Source organism: Streptomyces sp. NBC_01294 (assembly GCF_035917235.1).
GTDB classification, from domain to species: Bacteria; Actinomycetota; Actinomycetes; order Streptomycetales; family Streptomycetaceae; genus Streptomyces; species Streptomyces caledonius.
The window spans coordinates 6067442-6086010 of record NZ_CP108423.1 but is presented as its reverse complement, the minus strand read 5'-3'; the positions used below and the strand labels follow the sequence as shown (position 1 = coordinate 6086010).

The 18569-nt window shown below is 72.6% G+C and carries 19 protein-coding genes; 9 read left to right on the top strand and 10 right to left on the bottom strand.

What is annotated here, in order from left to right; translation table 11 throughout:
- Positions 1 to 67 precede the first annotated feature (67 nt).
- Together pepN and OG534_RS27505 are read right to left on the bottom strand one after the other, a co-directional pair.
- Complete coding sequence (gene pepN / locus OG534_RS27510; protein ID WP_326591517.1) at positions 68 to 2653, bottom strand: aminopeptidase N; 2586 nt, start codon at positions 2651 to 2653, stop codon at positions 68 to 70.
- A 37-nt stretch (positions 2654 to 2690) separates the two neighbouring features.
- On the bottom strand, positions 2691 to 3044 hold the full coding sequence (locus OG534_RS27505; protein WP_326591515.1) for a chorismate mutase: 354 nt from the start codon (positions 3042 to 3044) through the stop codon (positions 2691 to 2693).
- 181 nt (positions 3045 to 3225) lie between these two features.
- Between OG534_RS27505 and OG534_RS27500 the strand changes: the two genes are divergently transcribed.
- On the top strand, positions 3226 to 3645 hold the full coding sequence (locus OG534_RS27500) for a hypothetical protein (protein WP_326591513.1): 420 nt from the start codon (positions 3226 to 3228) through the stop codon (positions 3643 to 3645).
- The gene (locus OG534_RS27495; RefSeq protein WP_326591511.1) at positions 3642 to 4067 is read left to right on the top strand and encodes a transcriptional regulator; all 426 of its coding nucleotides are present in this window, start codon (positions 3642 to 3644) and stop codon (positions 4065 to 4067) included. Before OG534_RS27500 ends, OG534_RS27495 begins: the two co-directional genes overlap by 4 nt.
- Before the next feature lie 63 nt (positions 4068 to 4130).
- Here OG534_RS27495 and OG534_RS27490 read toward each other — a convergent pair whose 3' ends face one another.
- The 3 genes from OG534_RS27490 to OG534_RS27480 form a co-directional block, all read right to left on the bottom strand.
- On the bottom strand, positions 4131 to 5279 hold the full coding sequence (locus tag OG534_RS27490) for a sensor histidine kinase (protein WP_326591510.1): 1149 nt from the start codon (positions 5277 to 5279) through the stop codon (positions 4131 to 4133).
- Between the two features lie 346 nt (positions 5280 to 5625).
- The gene (locus OG534_RS27485) at positions 5626 to 6279 is read right to left on the bottom strand and encodes a response regulator transcription factor (protein ID WP_326591508.1); all 654 of its coding nucleotides are present in this window, start codon (positions 6277 to 6279) and stop codon (positions 5626 to 5628) included.
- A 238-nt stretch (positions 6280 to 6517) separates the two neighbouring features.
- The gene (locus OG534_RS27480; protein WP_374778253.1) at positions 6518 to 7273 is read right to left on the bottom strand and encodes a serine protease; all 756 of its coding nucleotides are present in this window, start codon (positions 7271 to 7273) and stop codon (positions 6518 to 6520) included.
- Between the two features lie 173 nt (positions 7274 to 7446).
- Here OG534_RS27480 and OG534_RS27475 point away from each other — a divergent pair, with 173 nt between their 5' ends.
- Together OG534_RS27475 and OG534_RS27470 are read left to right on the top strand one after the other, a co-directional pair.
- On the top strand, positions 7447 to 8391 hold the full coding sequence (locus tag OG534_RS27475; RefSeq protein ID WP_326591504.1) for a hypothetical protein: 945 nt from the start codon (positions 7447 to 7449) through the stop codon (positions 8389 to 8391).
- Between the two features lie 113 nt (positions 8392 to 8504).
- Positions 8505 to 9191 carry an HAD family acid phosphatase gene (locus tag OG534_RS27470; protein WP_326591503.1) on the top strand — a complete coding sequence of 229 codons (687 nt, stop codon included), beginning with the start codon at positions 8505 to 8507 and terminating at the stop codon, positions 9189 to 9191.
- A 301-nt stretch (positions 9192 to 9492) separates the two neighbouring features.
- On the opposite strand, the gene OG534_RS27465 is transcribed toward OG534_RS27470, so the two are convergent.
- The 3 genes from OG534_RS27465 to OG534_RS27455 form a co-directional block, all read right to left on the bottom strand.
- Positions 9493 to 9936 carry a VOC family protein gene (locus OG534_RS27465; protein ID WP_326591502.1) on the bottom strand — a complete coding sequence of 148 codons (444 nt, stop codon included), beginning with the start codon at positions 9934 to 9936 and terminating at the stop codon, positions 9493 to 9495.
- Between the two features lie 217 nt (positions 9937 to 10153).
- Positions 10154 to 11065 (bottom strand): SDR family oxidoreductase, encoded by a 912-nt coding sequence (locus tag OG534_RS27460; RefSeq protein ID WP_326591500.1) that lies wholly within the window; start codon positions 11063 to 11065, stop codon positions 10154 to 10156.
- A 1-nt stretch (position 11066) separates the two neighbouring features.
- A complete protein-coding gene (locus OG534_RS27455; protein WP_326591499.1) occupies positions 11067 to 11831 on the bottom strand; it encodes an SDR family oxidoreductase in 765 nt (254 codons plus the stop codon).
- Between the two features lie 56 nt (positions 11832 to 11887).
- Here OG534_RS27455 and OG534_RS27450 point away from each other — a divergent pair, with 56 nt between their 5' ends.
- The 5 genes from OG534_RS27450 to OG534_RS27430 are packed head-to-tail and all read left to right on the top strand — an operon-like array spanning position 11888 to position 16299.
- Positions 11888 to 12637 (top strand): enoyl-CoA hydratase family protein, encoded by a 750-nt coding sequence (locus OG534_RS27450; RefSeq protein ID WP_326591498.1) that lies wholly within the window; start codon positions 11888 to 11890, stop codon positions 12635 to 12637.
- Positions 12634 to 13503, top strand: a complete 870-nt coding sequence (locus OG534_RS27445; RefSeq protein ID WP_326591497.1) for a CoA transferase subunit A — start codon at positions 12634 to 12636, stop codon at positions 13501 to 13503. The genes OG534_RS27450 and OG534_RS27445 overlap by 4 nt, the downstream gene beginning before the upstream one ends.
- Complete coding sequence (locus tag OG534_RS27440) at positions 13500 to 14240, top strand: CoA-transferase subunit beta (RefSeq protein WP_326591495.1); 741 nt, start codon at positions 13500 to 13502, stop codon at positions 14238 to 14240. The genes OG534_RS27445 and OG534_RS27440 overlap by 4 nt, the downstream gene beginning before the upstream one ends.
- Before the next feature lie 4 nt (positions 14241 to 14244).
- Positions 14245 to 15336, top strand: coding sequence for an NAD(P)H-dependent flavin oxidoreductase (locus tag OG534_RS27435; RefSeq protein ID WP_326591494.1), 1092 nt, complete (start codon positions 14245 to 14247; stop codon positions 15334 to 15336).
- Between the two features lie 27 nt (positions 15337 to 15363).
- Complete coding sequence (locus OG534_RS27430; protein ID WP_326591491.1) at positions 15364 to 16299, top strand: tyrosine-protein phosphatase; 936 nt, start codon at positions 15364 to 15366, stop codon at positions 16297 to 16299.
- A gap of 128 nt (positions 16300 to 16427) precedes the next feature.
- Here OG534_RS27430 and OG534_RS27425 read toward each other — a convergent pair whose 3' ends face one another.
- Both OG534_RS27425 and OG534_RS27420 read right to left on the bottom strand, forming a co-directional pair.
- A complete protein-coding gene (locus OG534_RS27425; protein WP_326591490.1) occupies positions 16428 to 18122 on the bottom strand; it encodes a DEAD/DEAH box helicase in 1695 nt (564 codons plus the stop codon).
- A 102-nt stretch (positions 18123 to 18224) separates the two neighbouring features.
- Positions 18225 to 18431 (bottom strand): cold-shock protein, encoded by a 207-nt coding sequence (locus tag OG534_RS27420; protein ID WP_030707191.1) that lies wholly within the window; start codon positions 18429 to 18431, stop codon positions 18225 to 18227.
- Positions 18432 to 18569 lie beyond the last annotated feature (138 nt).

The following is an 18569-nucleotide window of genomic DNA, read 5'->3' as shown; positions in this document are numbered from 1 at the left end:
GGTGCGGCGGGTCCGGCGCACGCCCGAGCCAGGTGCGTGCGGTGGGTGCGCCGGCCCTGCCGGGGGGTCAGGCCGTGCGGACGCGCAGGGCGCGGGACAGGTCGTCGAGTTGGTCGACGAGCTTGCGGCGCAGGAGCGGGAGGATGTCCGGGGTGGCGAGGCAGGCGTGGCCGGCCTGGAGGTTGGCCTCGTCGACGGCGTAGGCGGGGAAGGCCCAGCGGCCGGCCGCTTCGCCGATGGCCGGGCCGCGGCGGGCGCCGAGGGCGACGGCGTCCGGGTAGTAGCGGGGCACGTACTCCTTCACCAGGTCGGTCTGTTCGGGCTGCCAGAAGCCCTGGGCGGTGGCGCTGAAGAGGTAGTTGGACAGGCTGTCGTCGTGGAAGAGCCGGTCCCAGGCGGCGGCCTTGGCCTGTGGCGTGGGGAGTGCGGCGCGGCAGCGGGCCGCGCCTTCCTCGCCGGTGGCGCTGGGGTCGGCGGCGAGGGCGGCGTCGATGTCGGCCTCTTCGACGGTGCCGAGGACGGCGAGGCGGGCGAGGATGCGCCAGCGCAGTTCGGGGTCGAGCGTGGGGCCGCCGGGGACGGCGCCCTCGGCGAGCCAGGAGTCGATGGTGTCGGGCTGGGTGGCGCTGTCGATGAGGGTGCGTACGGCGGTCAGCCGCAGGCCGGGGTCCGAGCCGTCCTCGGTGGTGCGCAGCAGGTCGCGGGCGAGGGTGGTGATGGTGGCGAGGGCGGCGTGCCGCTCCTCGGGGGCGACGTAGCGGTCCGCGACCTGGGTGCGGGCGAAGGAGAGGACGCCCTGGACGACGGCCAGGTCGTGTTCGTGGGGCAGGTGGGCCTCGGCGGTCAGCAGGTAGTCCTGCGGGGCGAGTTCGCCGTCGCGGACCATGTCGCGCAGGGCGTTCCAGACGACGGCGCGGGTGAGGGCGTCGGGGATGCCGGAGAGGCTGCGCAGGACCGTCTGGACGGAGATCTCGTCGAGGCGGATCTTGGCGTAGGTGAGGTCCCCGTCGTTGAGGAGGAGGAGTGCGGGGCGGGTTCCGCCGGCCGAGACGACCTCGTCGGTGGGGACGTCGAGGTCGAGGTGTTCGCGCAGTTCCAGGTTCCGGCCGTCCCCGGGGACGCGGTCGTAGATGCCGACGGTGATGTGGTGCGGGCGGCTGCCCTGGCGGTCGACGGTGAGGGTCCAGCCGGCGGCGCCGTCATGGGCGGCGGTGGTCTCCTCGATCCGTGGGGTGAGGGTGTCGGCGCCGGTGGTGCGCAGCCAGATGTCGGCCCAGGCGCGGACGTCGCGTTCGGTGTGGGCGGCGAGGGACTCGATGAAGTCGGCGAGGGAGGCGTTGGCGAACTTGTGGCGGGCGAAGTGGGTGTTGATGCCGGCCAGGAAGTCCTTCTCGCCGAGCCAGGCGACGAGTTGGCGCAGGGCGGAGGCGCCCTTGGCGTAGGAGATGCCGTCGAAGTTGAGGAGGGCGGAGGCGGTGTCGGGGACGTCGTCGGGGGCGGGGGCGACGGGGTGGGTGGAGGGGCGCTGGTCGGCGTCGTAGCCCCAGGGCTTGCGGGTGACGCCGAAGTCGGTCCAGGTGTCGGTGAAGCGGGTGGCTTCGGTGAGGGTCTGGTAGCCCATGTACTCGGCGAAGGACTCGTTGAGCCAGATGTCGTCGAACCAGGCGAGGGTGACGAGGTCGCCGAACCACATGTGGGCCATCTCGTGGGCGATGACCATGGCGCGGGACTGGCGTTCGGTGTCGGTGACGGCGGAGCGGTAGATGAACTCGTCGCGGAAGGTGACCAGTCCCGGGTTCTCCATGGCGCCGGCGTTGAACTCGGGTACGAAGGCCTGGTCGTAGGAGTCGAAGGGGTAGGGCTCGGTGAACTTCTCCTGGTACCGGTCGAAGCAGTCCTTGGTGACGGAGAGGATCTCCTCGGCGTCGACGTCCATGTGGGGGGCGAGGGACTGGCGGCAGTGGATGCCGAAGGGCAGTCCGGCGTGTTCGGTGCGGATGCTGTGCCAGGGGCCGGCGGCGACGGCGGCGAGGTAGGTGGAGATGGGGGGTGTCGGCGCGGACCGCCAGACGGCGCTGTCGCCGGTGCTTCCGTCGCCGGTGTTCCCGTCGCCCGTGTTCCCGTCGCCCGTGTTGCCGTCGTCCGTGTTGCCGTCGTCGGTGCGGGTGGTGATGCCGTTGGCGAGGACGGTCCAGTGGGCGGGGGCGGTGACGGTGAATTCGAAGACGGCCTTGAGGTCGGGCTGGTCGAAGGCCGGGAAGACCCGCTGGACGTCGTCCATGAACATCTGGCTGTAGACGTACGTCCGGCCGTCCGCGGGGTCGGTGAAGCGGTGCAGGCCCTCGCCGGTGCGGGAGTAGCGCATGCGGGTGTCGAGGTGCAGCTCGTGGTGGCCCTCGGTGAGGCCGGTGAGCGGGAGGCGGTTGTCTTCGAGGGCCGCCACGTCGACGGGCTGGCCGTCGAGGGTGGCGGAGCGCAGTTCGACCGGCTTCAGTTCGACGAAGGTGTCTCCGGCGGTGCGGGCGGTGAACCGGATGACGGTGGTGGAGTCGAAGGTGTCGTCGTCGCCGGTGAGGTCGAGGGTGACGGCGTAGTGGTGGACGTCGATGAGCCGGGCTCGGAGCTGCGCTTCGTTGCGCGTCAGTGCGGACATGGGGCCATGCTGCCCCAGCGAGCGGCCGGACCCCGAGCTACTGCTCTTCGCCCGCAGCGATCGTCTCGTGGTGGCGGATGACCTCGGCGATGATGAAGTTGAGGAGCTTCTCGGCGAAGGCGGGGTCGAGCTTGGCGTTCTCGGCGAGCTGGCGCAGCCGGGCGATCTGGCTGGCCTCGCGGCCCGGGTCGGCGGGGGGCAGCTGGTGCCTGGCCTTGAGGTGGCCGACCTGCTGGGTGCACTTGAAGCGCTCGGCGAGCATGTGGACCACGGCCGCGTCGATGTTGTCGATGCTGTCCCGCAGGCGGGCGAGTTCGGCGCTGACGTTCTCGTCGATGTCGCCGGGGCCTTTGCCCGTGCCTGTGCCGTTGTCGAGGTCGCTGATGTTCATGGTTCCCGAGAATACGTGGCCGCGGCCGGTGTTTCCTCGGGCAGTCGGCCTGTGAGACGGGAACGCTTCGTGGGACCCCTCGTGCGTTTCCATTCGCGCCAGTACTTGCCAGAATGGAAAGTATTCGCCACAGTGGAAAACGACCGATGAACTGATCATCCGTGGGCGACGAGGGGGAACCATGCACGAGGCGGCGGAGGCGGCCGGGGCGTTGGGCCGGGCGGCCGGTCTGGAGAAGGCCGCGCGGGAGCGCAGTGGCTGGTACGCGCGTTATCTGTGGGCGTTCGCCGCCGGGCAGCTGGTGCTCGTGCCGATGGCCGTGCTGTGGCACGGCCTCACCTCAGCGCTGGTGTTCGCGGCGGCCAACACGGCCCTCGTGACCGGGCTGAGCGTGTACGCGGCGCGGCAGCGCGTGGTGCGGCGGGGGTTCGGCGTGAAGCACGGGGTGCTGCTGGGGTCGTGGGCGGTGCTCTTCGCCCTGACGGTGACGCTCGGCAGCACGGCCTTCGGCAGCAGCGTGCCGTTCGCGGCGGTGGCGGCGGTGGGGTGTGCGCTGCCGCTCGCCGTCGGTGCCTGGTCCGAGACGCGGAGCGCGGCATGACGGACGAGGAGGTCCCCGGCGCCGCAGAGGCGGCAGCGGGGGCGGGAGCAGAGGCGGCAGCGGAGGCGGGAGCAGAGGCGGGAGCAGAGGCGGCAGCGGAGGCGGAAGGCGCCGCGGGCGCGAAGCGCGGCCCCCACCCGCGGCACGACCTCGCACCGCTGCTCAACGCGCCCGTACGGCTGTCGGTGGTGGCGGCGCTGGCTCCGCTGGACAAAGCCGAGTTCGGTTTCGTACGGGACCTGGTCGAGGTCACCGACTCGGCGCTGTCCAAGCAGGTGGCGGCACTGGAGGAGGCGGGCTGGGTGACGGTGCGCAAGGGCCGGGTCGGGCGCCGCGTGCGCACCTGGATCTCGCTGACGCCCGAGGGGCGCGCCGTCTACCAGCGGCACCTGGCGGCCCTGCGGGCCATCGCACTGGGCTAGCGGGGGGCCGGGTACGGGCTGCGTTCATGGCCCTGGCCGGGTTTCCCGCGGGCCCGCGGCGGTTCACAGCGGCAGGATCGCGGTGACGAGCCAGCCGCCCTCGGGGGTGGGCCCTGCGGCGAGGGAGCCGCCGAGGGCCTCCGCGCGTTCGGCCATGCCGGCGAGGCCGTAGCCGCCACCGCGGGCGCTCTCGGAGAGTTTGGCGGGGTGGCCGCCGTCGTCGGCGATGCGGACCTCCAGGCCGGCCGGGACGGTGCGCAGACCGACCCGGACCGCGGTCGCGGTGGAGGCGTGCTTGCCGATGTTGGTGAGGGCTTCGAGGACGATGCGGTGGGCGGTGGCCGCGACGTGGGCGGGGAGCCGTTCCTCCAGCCCGTTCTCGACGAACAGCACGACCGGCGGCCCGGTCACGGAGAAGCGCTCGGTGAGCCCTCGGATGTCGGCGAGGCCGGCGACGGGGGTGGTGGCGGCCGTGACGCCGTCGCCCTCGCGCAGGATCGTGACGAGGCGGCGCATCGAGCCGAGGGCCTCGTCCCCGGCGGTCTCGATCCGGCCGAAGATCTCGCCCGCGCGTTCCGCGGAGACCTTGGTGAAACGGGCGGCCCGCGCCTCGACCACGATGCCGGTGACGTGGTGGGCGACGAGGTCGTGGAGCTCGCGGGCGAGTTCCAGGCGTTCGGCGGTGCGGACGGCGCGCAGGTCGAGTACGCGCTGGGCCGACTGCATGCGCAGGAGGAGCGAGTACGCGCCGACGACGACGGCCAGGACGGAGAAGAGCAGCGTGAACCGGCCGGGGTCGGTGTCCCGGGCCGGTACGGCCATGCAGCCCAGACCGAGGAGCGGGCCGAGGACGGCGGCGGTCCGGGCGGGGGCGCGGATCAGGACCTGGGAGAGCAGGACGAGGAGGGCGAGGGCCTCGCCGCCGCCCCAGACGACGAGGGGGTGGTTGCCGAAGATCAGCAGGAAGGTGACGGTCCAGGTCACGGCGGCGGCGAACCAGGCGCGGGTGAGGAGGGGGATCGCTGGCCAGGGCGCGGCGCTGACGCAGACGAGGATGCCGGACGCCCATACGGCGGCGTGCGGGAGGCTGGGCTGGCGGGCGAGGACGACGCCCTCGAAGGTGACGAGGGCGAGGAGGACGAGGGAGAGGGAGAGACGGAGCCAGCGGGCGGTGTGGGGGTGGTGGCGGGCCCAGCCGGACAGGGGGCTCATCGAGTGGCCCCGGGGCGGTGGGGTGTGGCGGTGGGGGTGGGGGTGCGCGTGGGGGTGCGCGTGGGGGTACGGGGGGACGTGCGGGTGCGGCTGCGCGGGTGCGGGGCGGCTGCGCCGGAGCTCCCTGGGGCTCCGCCCCAGACCCCGCGCCTCAAACGCCGGCGAGGCTGAATTTGCCGGGCCTCGACCGCAGCGCGCGGCTGGAATTGCCCGGGCCCGAGCGCGGCAGGAGGCTGGATTTGCCCGGCCCCCTCGGCAACGCACGGCTGGAATTGCCCGGCCCCGGACGCAGCGCGCGGCTGGGATCGCCCGGGAGGGGGCGGGGCGGGAGGGTGGAGGGGGTGGGTCACGCCGAGGTGGCGGCCAGGCCGCTTTCCCAGGCCCAGGCGGCGATCTCGACGCGGTTGCGGGCGTCGAGTTTGGCCTGGACGTTGGCCAGGTGGGTTTTGACGGTGGACAGGGAGACGAAGAGTTCCGCGGCGATCTCGGCGTTGGTCAGCCCGCGTGCGAGGCAGCGGACGACCTCGCGCTCCCGCTCCGTCAGGGGCTCCGCGGGGCGGCGGGCCTGCGAGGCCGGGGTCCGGGGGGCCATGTCGCGCAGCAGCCGCACGGTGATGGCGGGCGAGACGAGGGAGTCGCCGACGGCCGCCGCCCGGACGGCTTCAACCAGCATGGCCGGGCTGGCGTCCTTCAGGAGGAAGCCGGACGCTCCGCCGTGGAGCGCCGCGTGGACGTACTCGTCGAGGTCGAAGGTGGTGACGATGACGATGCGCGTCGTGTCCTGCCCGGCCAGGCGCCGGGTGACTTCGAGGCCGTCGATCTTGGGCATCCGGATGTCGAGGAGCAGGACGTCGGGCCGGTGCTCGGCGACCGCGGCGAGGGCGGCCTCGCCGTCGACCACGTCGGCGACGACCTCGATGTCCGGCTGGCTTTCGAGGATCATCCGGAAGCCGGTTCTGACCATCTCCTGGTCGTCCGCGATGACCACTCTGATCGCCATGCGCCACCTGCCCCACTGTCGCCCGCTGCCGCCGCCGGTTGCTTCCCATGGGAGCGGTGCGCGCGTCGGCCCGCAACCGCACAGCCGGCCGGAAGGCACCGCTCCGGCCGACCCTACGGGCGTGGGGGGCGCGGCGCCTCGTCCTTCAGGCCGGTTCGCGACCGGCCGGAAGAACGAGGCGGTGGGGGTGCGAGTGCGGGTGCGAGTGCGGGTGCGGGTGCGGGTGCGGGTGCGGGTGCTACATGCTTGCCGCGGCGCTCTTGATCTGGGCGGCGAAGGTGGAGACCTCGGTGTAGACGCCCGGGTAGTCGGGGCGGGCGCAGCCTATGCCCCAGCTGACGATGCCGACCTGGATCCAGGCGCCGGCGTTGTCGCGGCGGAACATCGGACCGCCGGAGTCGCCCTGGCAGGTGTCGACGCCGCCCTGGTCCAGGAGGCCGGCGCAGATTTCCTCGCCGGGGACGAGGTCGCCGCCGTACGCGGCCTGACAGTCGGCGTCGGAGACGAAGGGGACGGTGGCCTTCATGAGGTAGCGCTGCTGACCGCCGCCCTCGCGGGTGGCGCCCCAGCCGGCGACGGTGAAGGTGCCGTTGTCGTAGGCCTTGGTCTCGGCGATCTTGAGGGTGGGCAGGTTGATGGGCTTGGCGAGCTTGATCAGGGCCCAGTCCTTGCCCGTGCCGTTGTAGCCGGGGGCCCGCAGGACCTTGGTGGACTTGACCTTGATGGCGCTGGAGCTGTTGAGGTCGACGACTCCGGCGGTGGCGGTGATGGAGGTGTTGTTGCCGGAGCCGTTCACGCAGTGGGCGGCGGTGAGGACGATCTGCTGGGTGTACAGGGCGCCGCCGCAGCCCATGGAGAGGCGCACCATGAAGGGGAACTCTCCCTGGGCGGCGCGGGTGCCGCCTACGACGGGTGCCGGGCCGGCGCTGGCGGTGCCGGGCTGGAGGCTGACGGCCGCGAGGGCGACCGCGCCGACGGCGAGGGTGCGCTTCATGAACCGCTCAAGGGTGCTCACAGTCAACACACTGCCTTTCGTGGGGGGTTGGGCCGTGCGCGTCATCGGGTGAATGACGGGTCCATGACACATCAGGCGTATGGCGGGCATCAAGAACGCAATTTCGGCCAACTCCCGGCCCGGGCGCCAGGGATTGCGGCGAGGGGGACGCGATGACGCACAACGGCGGGCCGGGCGGCCCGATCGAGCACGGATTTCCACACCTGGCGACGGTGCGGGCCTCGATCACGGCGCTCTTCCGGCGGCTCTCGGCCGACGGGATCCGCGCCTACGACGCGAGTTTCACCCCCGCCGACGCCGCCTTCGACGCCGCCGACGACCTGCACCTGGGCGCGCAGCGGGTGGCCTCCGCGATGGTGCGCACGCTCCGGCTGCCCGACGCGCGCATGGTCGTCGCCTTCCGGCCGATGGATGAGGCGGCCACGGTGGAACTGGCCGCGGGGCCCGAGTACTTCATCGAGGTCAACGACCGCTTCCGCACCCACCGCCGGGACCTGGCGGCAGCCCTGTCCCACGAGGTGGCCCACGTCCTGCTGCACCGGCTGGACCTCGGCTTCCCCGACTCCGCGGCGAACGAGATCCTCACCGACACCGCCGCCGCGTACCTGGGGGCGGGCTGGCTGCTGCTCGACGCCTACCGCGAGGACGAGCTCACGCACCAGAAGTTCGGTTACCTGACGCCGGAGGAGTTCGGCTACGTCCTCGCCAAACGGGCCGCGCTGTTCGGCGAGGACCCGTCCACCTGGTTCACCAGCCCCCAGGCGTACGAGGCCTACGCGCGCGGGCGCGCCCTGGCCGAGCGGGACCACCGCCGGGCCCCGCTGACGGCCGCCGGCCCGCTCGCGCGGCGGCGGTACGCGAAGGCGCGCCGCGCCGGGGCGTCGATCCCTGCGGACGGGTCGGCAGGCGGGGCGATGGACAGGGCGGCAGCCGGCCCCGCGGACGGGGCGGCGTACCGCTTCGAACAGGGCGGCGACTCCGGCTTGCGCGTGAGCTTCCCGTGCCCGGTGTGCCGGCAGCGGCTGCGGTTGCCGGTGCGCGGGCGGTTGCGGGCGCGGTGCGGTCTGTGCCACACGGTCCTCGACTGCACCACCTGAAACCGTTCACCGCCCGGCCGTGAAAAGTTTCCTACCGGCCAGTAGACATGCATGCGATTCTCGCCAACTCTGGTCACGTACATGCCAATTCGTGACCGAGGGAGCGCCCCCACATGCGCAGTACCCGCCGCACCCGTATGCCCCGTACCGCCGCCGGCGTCGCCGCAGCGACCGCCGTCCTGACGCTGGTTCCGGCCACCGCCGCCCACGCGGCCCCCGCCGCCGCGCCGGCGCCCGCGTCCGCGTCCGCGACCGCGTTCTCGACCGCCTCCGCACCCGGCGGCAACGCGGCCATCCTCGGCATCGACTACGCGACCTGGCAGCGGGAGGTAGCCGCCGTCATCGACGCGGCCCGTCCCGCCATCGAGCAGCGCATCGCCGCCTCGCCCCCGGGCGAGAAGCCGGCGCTCGTCCTCGACATCGACAACACCTCGCTGGAGACGGACTTCCACTGGTTCTGGACCTTCCCGACCCCCGCGATCACCAAGGTCCGCGCGCTGACCCAGTACGCGCACGCGCGCGGCGTCGCCGTCTTCTTCGTCACCGCCCGCCCGGGGATCATCCACTCCCTCACCGAGCACAACCTCAAGGCCGTCGGCTACCCGATCACCGGGCTCTACGTCCGCGACCTGCCCGACCTGTTCGACGAGGTCAGCGCGTACAAGACGGGCAAGCGCGCGGAGATCGAGGCGCGCGGCTACACGATCATCGCCAACATCGGCAACAGCCCGACCGACCTGGTCGGCGGCCACGCCGAACGCACCGTCAAGCTCCCGGACTACAACGGCAAGCTCTCCTGACCCGCAAAGCCGGGAACATGATGGGCCCGCCGCGGTTCAGCGCGTGGACCTAGCGGGTAGTCATATCCCACCGCACCGAAAAAGACCCGGACCCGACCCCTCGCCAGGGGGCCGGGCCCGCTTCGTTTCAGGCCCCCGACCGGGAGGGGCGGCGCGTCATGGAGCGGGCGGCGGGCCACGACGATCTGACCCAGGTCATCGACCAGGCCCTCAAGGGACTCTCCCGCACCGACTGACGCCCCGATCCCCAGGAGTCGACCCATCCCGCCGCCCTGATCGACCGTCAATGCCAGGGTCAGGGTCACTGGCCGGCGGACGGCGGCGCCGCCACGTTCAGCTGCCAGGAGACGCCGAAGCGGTCGTTCACCCAGCCGAACCTGGGGCTGAATCCGTACGAGCCCAGCGGCATCAGCTCCTGGCCCTCCTCGGCGAGGGCGGCGTAGAGGCGCTCGATCTCGGCCTCGTCCGCACACTGGACGTACAGCGACATCGCGGGCGTGAAGCCGAACTCGTGGTGGACCGAGCTGTCGATGCACATGAACTGCTGCCCGGCCAGGGAGAAGGTCGCGTGCTGCACGGTTCCCTCGGCTCCGGCCCCGGGTCCGGTCTCATCGGGGCCGTAGCGGCTGATGGACAGCACCTCGGCGTCGTCGAAGAGCGAGAGGTAGAAGCTCATCGCTTCCTCGGCTCGCCCCTCGAACATCAGAAACGTGGTGATCTTCTGCGGGGTCGGCGTGACGGCCATCGTCGCATCAGGTCCCTTCTGCTCATGTCCCGGAGCAGGAACCCTAGCCGCCGGGACGGCCCTGACCGGCGGAGCGAAACCGGGTCCGACCGCGATTCCCCGCGCGGCCGGACCCGGCCCGCCCGCTGCTCGCGGCCCGCCGTCCGCCCGCCGCCTGACCGCCCACCGCCCGCCGCCCGACGCCCGACGCCCGACGCCCGACGCCCGACGGCAGGGGTTACCGCGCGCCGTACACCGGCAGGGGGGCCGGTGCCGCGGCGAGGAGCTTCAGCGTGGTCTCGCCCGCCTCCGCCGGCGTCCACCGCGCGCCCCGGTCCGCCGTCGGGCCGGGCCGCCAGCCCTCCATCACCGTGATCCGGCCGCCCTCCGCCTCGAAGACCCGCCCGGTGACCCCGGCCGAGGCGTCCGCGCCCAGCCACACCACCAGCGGGGACACGTTCTCCGGGGCCATCGCGTCGAAGCCGCCCGCCTCCGGCGCGGCCATGGTCTCGGCGAAGGTCCCTTCGGTCATCCGGGTCCGCGCCGCCGGGGCGATCGCGTTGACCTGGACCCCGTACGGGCCCATCTCCTGCGCCGCGACCATCGTGAGGCCGAGGATCCCCGCCTTGGCCGCGCTGTAGTTGCCCTGGCCGACCGAGCCGAGCAGCCCGGCGCCCGAGGAGGTGTTGACCACCCGGGCGGCCACCTGCCGGCCGGCCTTCGCCTCCGCCCGCCACCACACGGCCGCCGCCCGCAGCGGCAGGAAGTGCCCCTTCAGGTGCACCCGCACGACCGCGTCCCAGTCGTCCTCGTCCAGGTTGACGAGCATCCGGTCCCGCAGGAACCCCGCGTTGTTGACCAGGGTGTCGAGGCGGCCAAAGGCGCCGAGCGCCGTCTCCACCAGGGAGGTCGCACCCTGCGACGTGGCGATGTCCCGGCCGTGCGCCACGGCTTCCCCGCCCAGTGCCTCGATCTCCCGGACGACCTGCGCCGCCGGGCCGTCCGGCCCCGGCAGTCCGTCCAGCCCCACCCCCAGGTCGTTCACGACGACCTTCGCCCCCTCGGCCGCGAAGGCCAGCGCATGGGCCCGCCCCAGCCCCCGCCCCGCGCCCGTCACGATCACGACCCGGCCTTCGCACAGTCCCGCCATCTCAGCTCTCCTTGTTCACAGTTGCCGCATCCAGAAACGCCGGGCGCTCTCCGCCCCCGTGCACCAGCAGGCTCGCCCCGCTCACGTACGCCGCCCGGTCGGAGGCGAGGAACACCGCCGCCTGCCCCACGTCCGAGGGCTCCGCCAGCCGTCCCAGCGGGACGGTCGCGCCGACCGCGGCGACGCCGGCCTCGTCCCCGTAGTGCAGGTGCGCCAGCTCGGTCCGCACCATGCCCAGGACCAGCGAGTTCACGCGTACCTCGGGCGCCCACTCCACGGCCATGGACCGGGCCAGGTTCTCCAGCCCGGCCTTCGCCGCCCCGTACGCCGCCGTCCCCGGCGAGGGCCGGGTCCCGCTGACGCTGCCGATCATCACCACCGAGCCGCGTGCCTCCCGCAGCCACGGACGGGCGGCCAGCGAGGCCGTCATCGGCGCCAGCAGGTTGAGCTCGACGACCCGCGCGTGGCGTTGGGCCTCCCCCTCCCCCAGCAGCCGGTACGGGGTGCCGCCCGCGTTGTTGACCAGGCAGTCGAGGCGTCCGTAGCGCCCCGCGACCGCGCCGAAGAAGTCGTGCACGGCGGCGGGATCGCGCAGGTCGACGGCGGTGAAGCTGGCCGTGCGGCCGCCCGCCGCGACCGGTTCCTCCGGGGGCCGCCGGGCGCAGACGACGACCTGCGCGCCCGCCGCGAGGAACGACCGGGCGATCCCGGCGCCGACGCCCCGGGTTCCGCCGGTGACGACGACAACCCTCCCGTCGAGCTCCATAGGCTGCTACCTTCCTCACCTAACAAATGTTTGGTGGAAAGGTAGCTGATCCTCTCATGGGTGTCTCCACCTCCAGCCCGGACAAGGGCATCGCACTCGTCACAGTCGACTTCCCCCCCGTCAACGCACTGCCCGTGCAGGGCTGGTACGACCTCGCCGACGCGCTGCGCGCCGCGGGCCGCGACCCCGAGGTCCGGTGCGTCGTCCTGGCCGCCGAGGGCCGCGGTTTCAACGCCGGCGTCGACATCAAGGAGATGCAGCGCGACACCGGGCACGCCGCCCTCATCGGCGCCAACCGGGGCTGCTACGAGGCCTTCGCCGCGGTGTACGAGTGCGAGGTGCCGGTCGTCGCGGCCGTGAACGGGTTCTGTCTGGGCGGCGGCATCGGCCTGGTCGGCAACGCCGACGCGATCGTCGCCTCCGACGACGCGACCTTCGGGCTGCCGGAGCTGGACCGGGGCGCGCTCGGCGCCGCCACCCACCTGGCGCGGCTGGTCCCGCAGCACCTGATGCGCGCGCTGTACTACACCTCGCGCACGGCGACCGCCGCCGAACTGCACGCGCACGGCTCGGTGTGGAAGGTGGTCCCGCGCGCGGAACTGCGCGGCGCCGCCCTGGAACTGGCCGCCGAGATCGCGAAGAAGGACGGCTACCTGATCCGGCTGGCCAAGGCGGCCATCAACGGGATCGACCCCGTGGACGTGCGCCGCAGCTACCGCTTCGAACAGGGCTTCACCTTCGAGGCCAACCTCAGCGGGGTCGCCGACCGGGTCCGCGACGCCTTCGGGAAGGGAGAGCGCGCATGAGCGGCAGGACGGACAGGACAGACAAGGTACTGACCCCCGAAGAGGTGGTCGGGCAGTTGCGCAGCGGGATGACCATCGGCATCGGCGGCTGGGGGTCCCGGCGCAAGCCCATGGCCCTGGTGCGAGCGCTGCTCCGGTCCGAGATCACCGATCTCACCGTGATCTCGTACGGCGGCCCCGACGTCGGCCTGCTGGCCGCCGCCGGCCGCATCCGCAGACTCGTCGCCCCCTTCGCCACCCTCGACTCCATCCCGCTGGAGCCCCATTTCCGGGCCGCCCGCGAGCGCGCCGCCTTCACGCTCACCGAGCTCGACGAGGCCATGTTCATGTGGGGCCTGCACGCCGCCGCCAACCGGCTGCCCTTCCTCCCCGTCCGCGCCGGCCTCGGCTCCGACGTGATGCGGGTCAACCCGGAGCTGCGCACGGTCACCTCCCCCTACGCCGACGGCGAGGAGCTCGTCGCCGTCCCCGCCTTGCGCATGGACGCCGCCCTGGTCCACCTGAACCGCGCCGACCGCCTCGGCAACGCCCAGTACCTGGGCCCGGACCCGTACTTCGACGACCTGTTCTGCGAGGCCGCCGACGCCGCCTACGTCTCCTGCGAACGGCTCGTCGAGACCGCCGAGCTCGCCAAGGCCGGCCCCCCGCAGTCCCTCCTCGTCAGCCGCCACTCCGTCACCGGGGTCGTCGAGACGCCGAACGGCGCGCACTTCACCTCCTGCGTCCCCGACCACGACCGCGACGAGGCCTTCCAGAAGTTCTACGCGACCACCCCCTGGGCCGAGTTCGCCGCGCGCTTCCTCTCGGGGGCGAGCGAACACGACTACCAGTCCGCCGTCCGGACCTGGCACGAGGAGCAGAAGTGAGCACCGCGACCGTCACCCGCGCCGAATACTGTGTGATCGCCTGCGCCGAGGCCTGGCGCGACAACGGCGAGGTGCTCGCCAGCCCGATGGGCCTGATCCCCTCCTTCGGGGCCCGGCTCGCGAAGCGGACCTTCTCCCCCGACCTGCTCCTGACCGACGGCGAGGCCATGCTCGTCGGACTCGACGGCACGGCCGAGGGCTGGCTCCCGTACCGGCGCCACCTGACGATGGTCACCGGCGGCCGCCGGCACGTGATGATGGGCGCCAGCCAGATCGACCGGTACGGCAACCAGAACATCTCCTGCATCGGCGACTGGGAGCGGCCGGCCCGCCAGCTCCTCGGGGTGCGGGGCGCGCCCGTCAACACCCTGAACAACCCGGTGAGCTACTGGGTCCCCAAGCACTCCCCGCGGGTCTTCGTCGAACGCGTCGACATGGTCAGCGGCGTCGGCTACGACCGCGCCGAGGCGGCCGGGGTGACCCGCTACCACCGCCTGCCCCGCGTCGTCAGCGACCTCGGCGTCTTCGACTTCGCCGGGCCCGGCCACTCGATGCGCCTGGCCTCCGTCCACCCCGGGGTCACCACCGACCAGGTCCGGGCGGCCACCGGCTTCGAGCTGGCGCTCTCCGGTGAGGGTGAGGTCCCCTGCACGCGGGAGCCGACCGAGCACGAGCTGCGGCTGATCCGCGAGGTGATCGATCCCAAGGGTCTGCGCGACCGGGAAGTACGGGGCTGATCCGATGCGGACGGCATTCACCGAGCTGGTCGGGGTCGAGCACCCCATCGTGCAGACGGGCATGGGCTGGGTCGCCGGCCCCCGCCTGGTGTCGGGCGCCGCCAACGCGGGGGCCCTGGGGATCCTCGCCTCGGCGACGATGACCGTGGACCAGCTGCGGGCGGCGGTCCGCGAGGTCAAGTCCCGCGTCCCGGACGGGACCCCCTTCGGGGTCAATCTGCGCGCGGACGCCGGGGACGCGGCCGAGCGCGCCCAGTTGATCATCGACGAGGGGGTGCGGGTCGCCTCGTTCGCCCTCGCGCCCTCCAAGGAGCTGATCGGGCGGCTCAAGGACGCGGGCGTGGTCGTCGTTCCGTCGATCGGGGCCCGGCGGCACGCCGAGAAGGTGGCCGCCTGGGGCGCCGACGCGGTGATCGTGCAGGGCGGCGAGGGCGGCGGCCACACCGGGGACGTGGCCACGACGGTGCTGCTGCCGCAGGTCGTGGACGCCGTGGACATCCCGGTGGTCGCGGCGGGCGGCTTCTGCGACGGGCGCGGCCTGGTCGCGGCCCTGTCGTACGGGGCGGCGGGCATCGCCATGGGCACCCGTTTCCTGCTGACCTCGGACTCCACCGTCCCGGACGCCGTGAAGGCCCGGTACCTGCGGGCCACGGTCAAGGACGTCACCGTCACCACGGCCGTCGACGGCCTGCCGCACCGGATGCTGCGCACCGCGCTGGTCGACTCCCTGGAGCGGGCGGGCCGCACCCGGGCGCTGGCCCGGGCGGTCCGGCACGCGGCCGGCTTCCGGAAGCTGTCCGGTCTGAGCTGGCCGCAGATGGTCCGCGACGGCCTCGCGATGAAACACGGCAAGGACCTGTCCTGGAGCCAGGTCCTGCTCGCCGCGAACACCCCCATGCTCCTCAAGGCGTCCATGGTCGAGGGCCGTACGGACCTCGGCGTCATGGCATCGGGCCAGGTCGCGGGGGTGATCGATGATCTCCCGTCCTGTGCGGAGCTCGTCTCCCGCGTCATGGCCGAGGCACACACCGTGCTGGACCGTCTGCATGAGTCGAACGGGCAGCACTCGCTCCGCACCCTGCCACCACCAGGGTGATCCCCCTTCTCCGTCACAGGAGTTGCCATGAGCCGTGCCCGAATCCGCCTGGCGACGGCGGCGGTCGCCGCCGCACTCGCCATCGGGACCCTGCCCGCCTCCGCGTACGCGGCGGCGGCACCCGGCGCCGGGGTCAGTGCCCGGCACCACCAGCACCAACAGCAAGATGAAACGATTCGCCAGATCCCCCTCCAGGGCGCCGTCAACGTCCGCGACATCGGCGGCTACCGCACCTGGACCGGCGGCAAGGTCCGCCAGGGACTCGTCTACCGCTCCGACGCACTGAGCAAGCTGACCGACGCCGACGTCACCACCGTCTCCGGTCTCGGCCTCACGAAGGTCGTCGATTTCCGCATCCCGATGGAGCTCCAGTACGACGGCGCCGACCGGCTGCCCACCGGACTCTCCCCCACCGCGCGCCCGGTCAGCGACCTCGGCCTGTACGGGACCCTCGTCGGCGCGATCTCCAGCGGCGACCCCGTCACGCAGGAGCAGATGCTCGGCGGCGGCCGCGCCGAGGCCTACATGCGCGACATCTACCGCACCTTCGTGAGCAGCCCCGAGAACCGGGCGCAGTTCGCGGCGACCCTGCGGGAGATCGCGAACGGCCGGCAGGGCCCGGTCCTGTACCACTGCACGTCCGGCAAGGACCGCACCGGCTGGATGAGCTACGTACTGCTGCGCGCCCTGGCCGTCCCCGAGGAGACCGCCGAGGGCGACTACCTGGCGTCGAACACCTTCCGCGCCGCCTACGACGCCCGGCTGCGGGCGGGCCTCAAGCAGTCGGGCCGCATGCAGAACCCCGACCTGCTGATCCCGCTGCAGGAGGTCCGCCAGGACTACCTGGACGCGGCGACGGCGCAGATGGAGGCCGACTACGGCAGCTTCTACGGCTACCTGACACAGGGCCTCGGCCTGGACCTGCGGACGCTGGCGAAGCTGCAGGACAAGATGGTCCGCTGACGCCCGGCGGACAGCACGACGCCGGGCAGTGCGCGAAGCACTGCCCGGCGTCGTCGTACGTCATGCGTGACGCGTCATGCCTGACGCGTCACGTGTCGTGGTGGTACGTCCCGCGTCGCCCTCCCGGGTCAGACCGCGCGGCGGCGGCCCTGCCCCGCGGAGCCGACCCGGCTGCGCGCGGAGGCCGCGGCCGCACCACCGGTGGCGCCGCCACCGGTACGCCGGCCGCGCTCGCCGGAGCCGGTGGCCCCGGCGCCGCTGCCCTGGCCACCGCGACGGGCCTGGCCCGACCCGGAGGCCGCCGGGGCCTGGCCGGTGGCGCCGCCACCGGAACGGCGGCCGCGGCCGCCGGCCGCCGGGGCGCCGCCCGTGGCCGAACCGGTACGCGGGCCTCCGCCCGAGCGGCGGCGCGCGCCGGAGCCCGAACCGGAACCCGAGCCGGACCCGTTGCGGGGCTTCGGCGCGGTCGGCTGCGGCACGTCCAGCACCACCGGGATGCCCGAGGGCTCCTTGGCGCCGGTCAGCCGGGACAGCTCCTCGTCGGAGGACTTGATCTGCGCGGTGCGCGGGGAGATCCCGGCGTCCGACATCAGCCGGGTCATGTCCCGCTTCTGGTCGGGCAGCACCAGGGTGACCACGCTGCCGGACTCGCCGGCGCGGGCGGTACGGCCGCCGCGGTGCAGGTAGTCCTTGTGGTCGGCGGGCGGGTCCACGTTGACGACGAGGTCGAGGTCGTCGATGTGGATGCCGCGCGCGGCGACGTTCGTCGCCACCAGCGCGGTGACCTCGCCCGTCTTGAACCAGTCCAGGGTGCGGTTGCGCTGCGGCTGCGAGCGGCCGCCGTGCAGGCCGGAGGCGCGCACGCCGTCCGCCAGGAGCTTCTTGACCATGCGGTCCACGCCGCGCTTGGTGTCCACGAACATGATCACCCGGCCGTCGCGAGCGGCTATACGCGTCGCCACGGCCTTCTTGTCGGTCTCGTCCATGACGTACAGGACGTGGTGCTCCATGGTGGTGACCGCACCGGCCGACGGGTCGACGGAGTGGCCGACCGGGTCGGTCAGGAACATCTTGACGAGCTTGTCGATGTTCTTGTCGAGCGTCGCGGAGAACAGCATGCGCTGGCCGCCGGACTCGACCTGCTTGAGCAGCGCCGTGACCTGCGGCATGAAGCCCATGTCGGTCATCTGGTCGGCCTCGTCGAGGACGGTGATCGAGACCTGCGAGAGGTCCGCGTCACCGCGGTCGATGAGGTCCTTCAGACGGCCGGGGGTGGCGACGAGCACCTCGGAGCCGCGGCGCAGGGCGCCCGACTGCCGGTTGATCGACATGCCGCCGACGACGGTCGCGATGCGCAGGTTGACGGCCGTGGCGTACGGGGACAGGGCGTCGGTGACCTGCTGCGCGAGCTCGCGCGTCGGTACGAGGACCAGGGCGAGCGGCTGCTTCGGCTGCGCGCGGCGGCCGGCGGTACGGGCCAGCAGCGCCAGGCCGAAGGCCAGCGTCTTGCCGGAGCCGGTACGGCCGCGGCCGAGCAGGTCACGGCCGGCGAGCGAGTTCGGCAGCGTCGCGGCCTGGATCGGGAACGGCTCGGTGACGCCCTGGGCGGCGAGGGTCTTCAGCAGCGCCTCGGGCATGTCCATGTCCTCGAACGCGGACACCGGCGGGAGGGCCGGGGCGATCGGCTCGGGCATGGTGAATTCTTGGGGCCTGGCCACGGGGGCGGACTTCTGCCGTCCCGCGCCAGCCTTCGGACGTCCCTGGGCCGCACCTCGGCCCCGGGTGGGGCGGCGGCTGGGTCGTGCGGAGCTGGAGCTGGTCATGCGGAAATGCCCTCCTGAAACCGGCAGGTAAAACAAAGGTCGAAACAGCAGACAAGCCGGGGCCCGCACCTTCACGGTGCGGACCCCGGCAAGCTGACGTACTTAGTTGGCGGGGAGGATGTTCTCCGCCTGGGGGCCCTTCTGGCCCTGGGTGACGTCGAAGGACACGCGCTGGCCCTCCTGGAGCTCACGGAAGCCCTGGGTGGCGATGTTCGAGTAGTGGGCGAAGACGTCCGGGCCGCCACCGTCCTGCTCGATGAAGCCGAAGCCCTTTTCCGAGTTGAACCACTTCACGGTGCCAAGTGCCATTTTGAATCTCCTGAATAGGCGGCAAAGGGCCCCATCCGGAGATTCCGGCAAAACAATAAAAGCGCCTGAGGATCATTCCCGTCAGGCGCACATAAAGTTCATGGGTACCACAACTGCAACGAGCTCTAAGCTAGCACA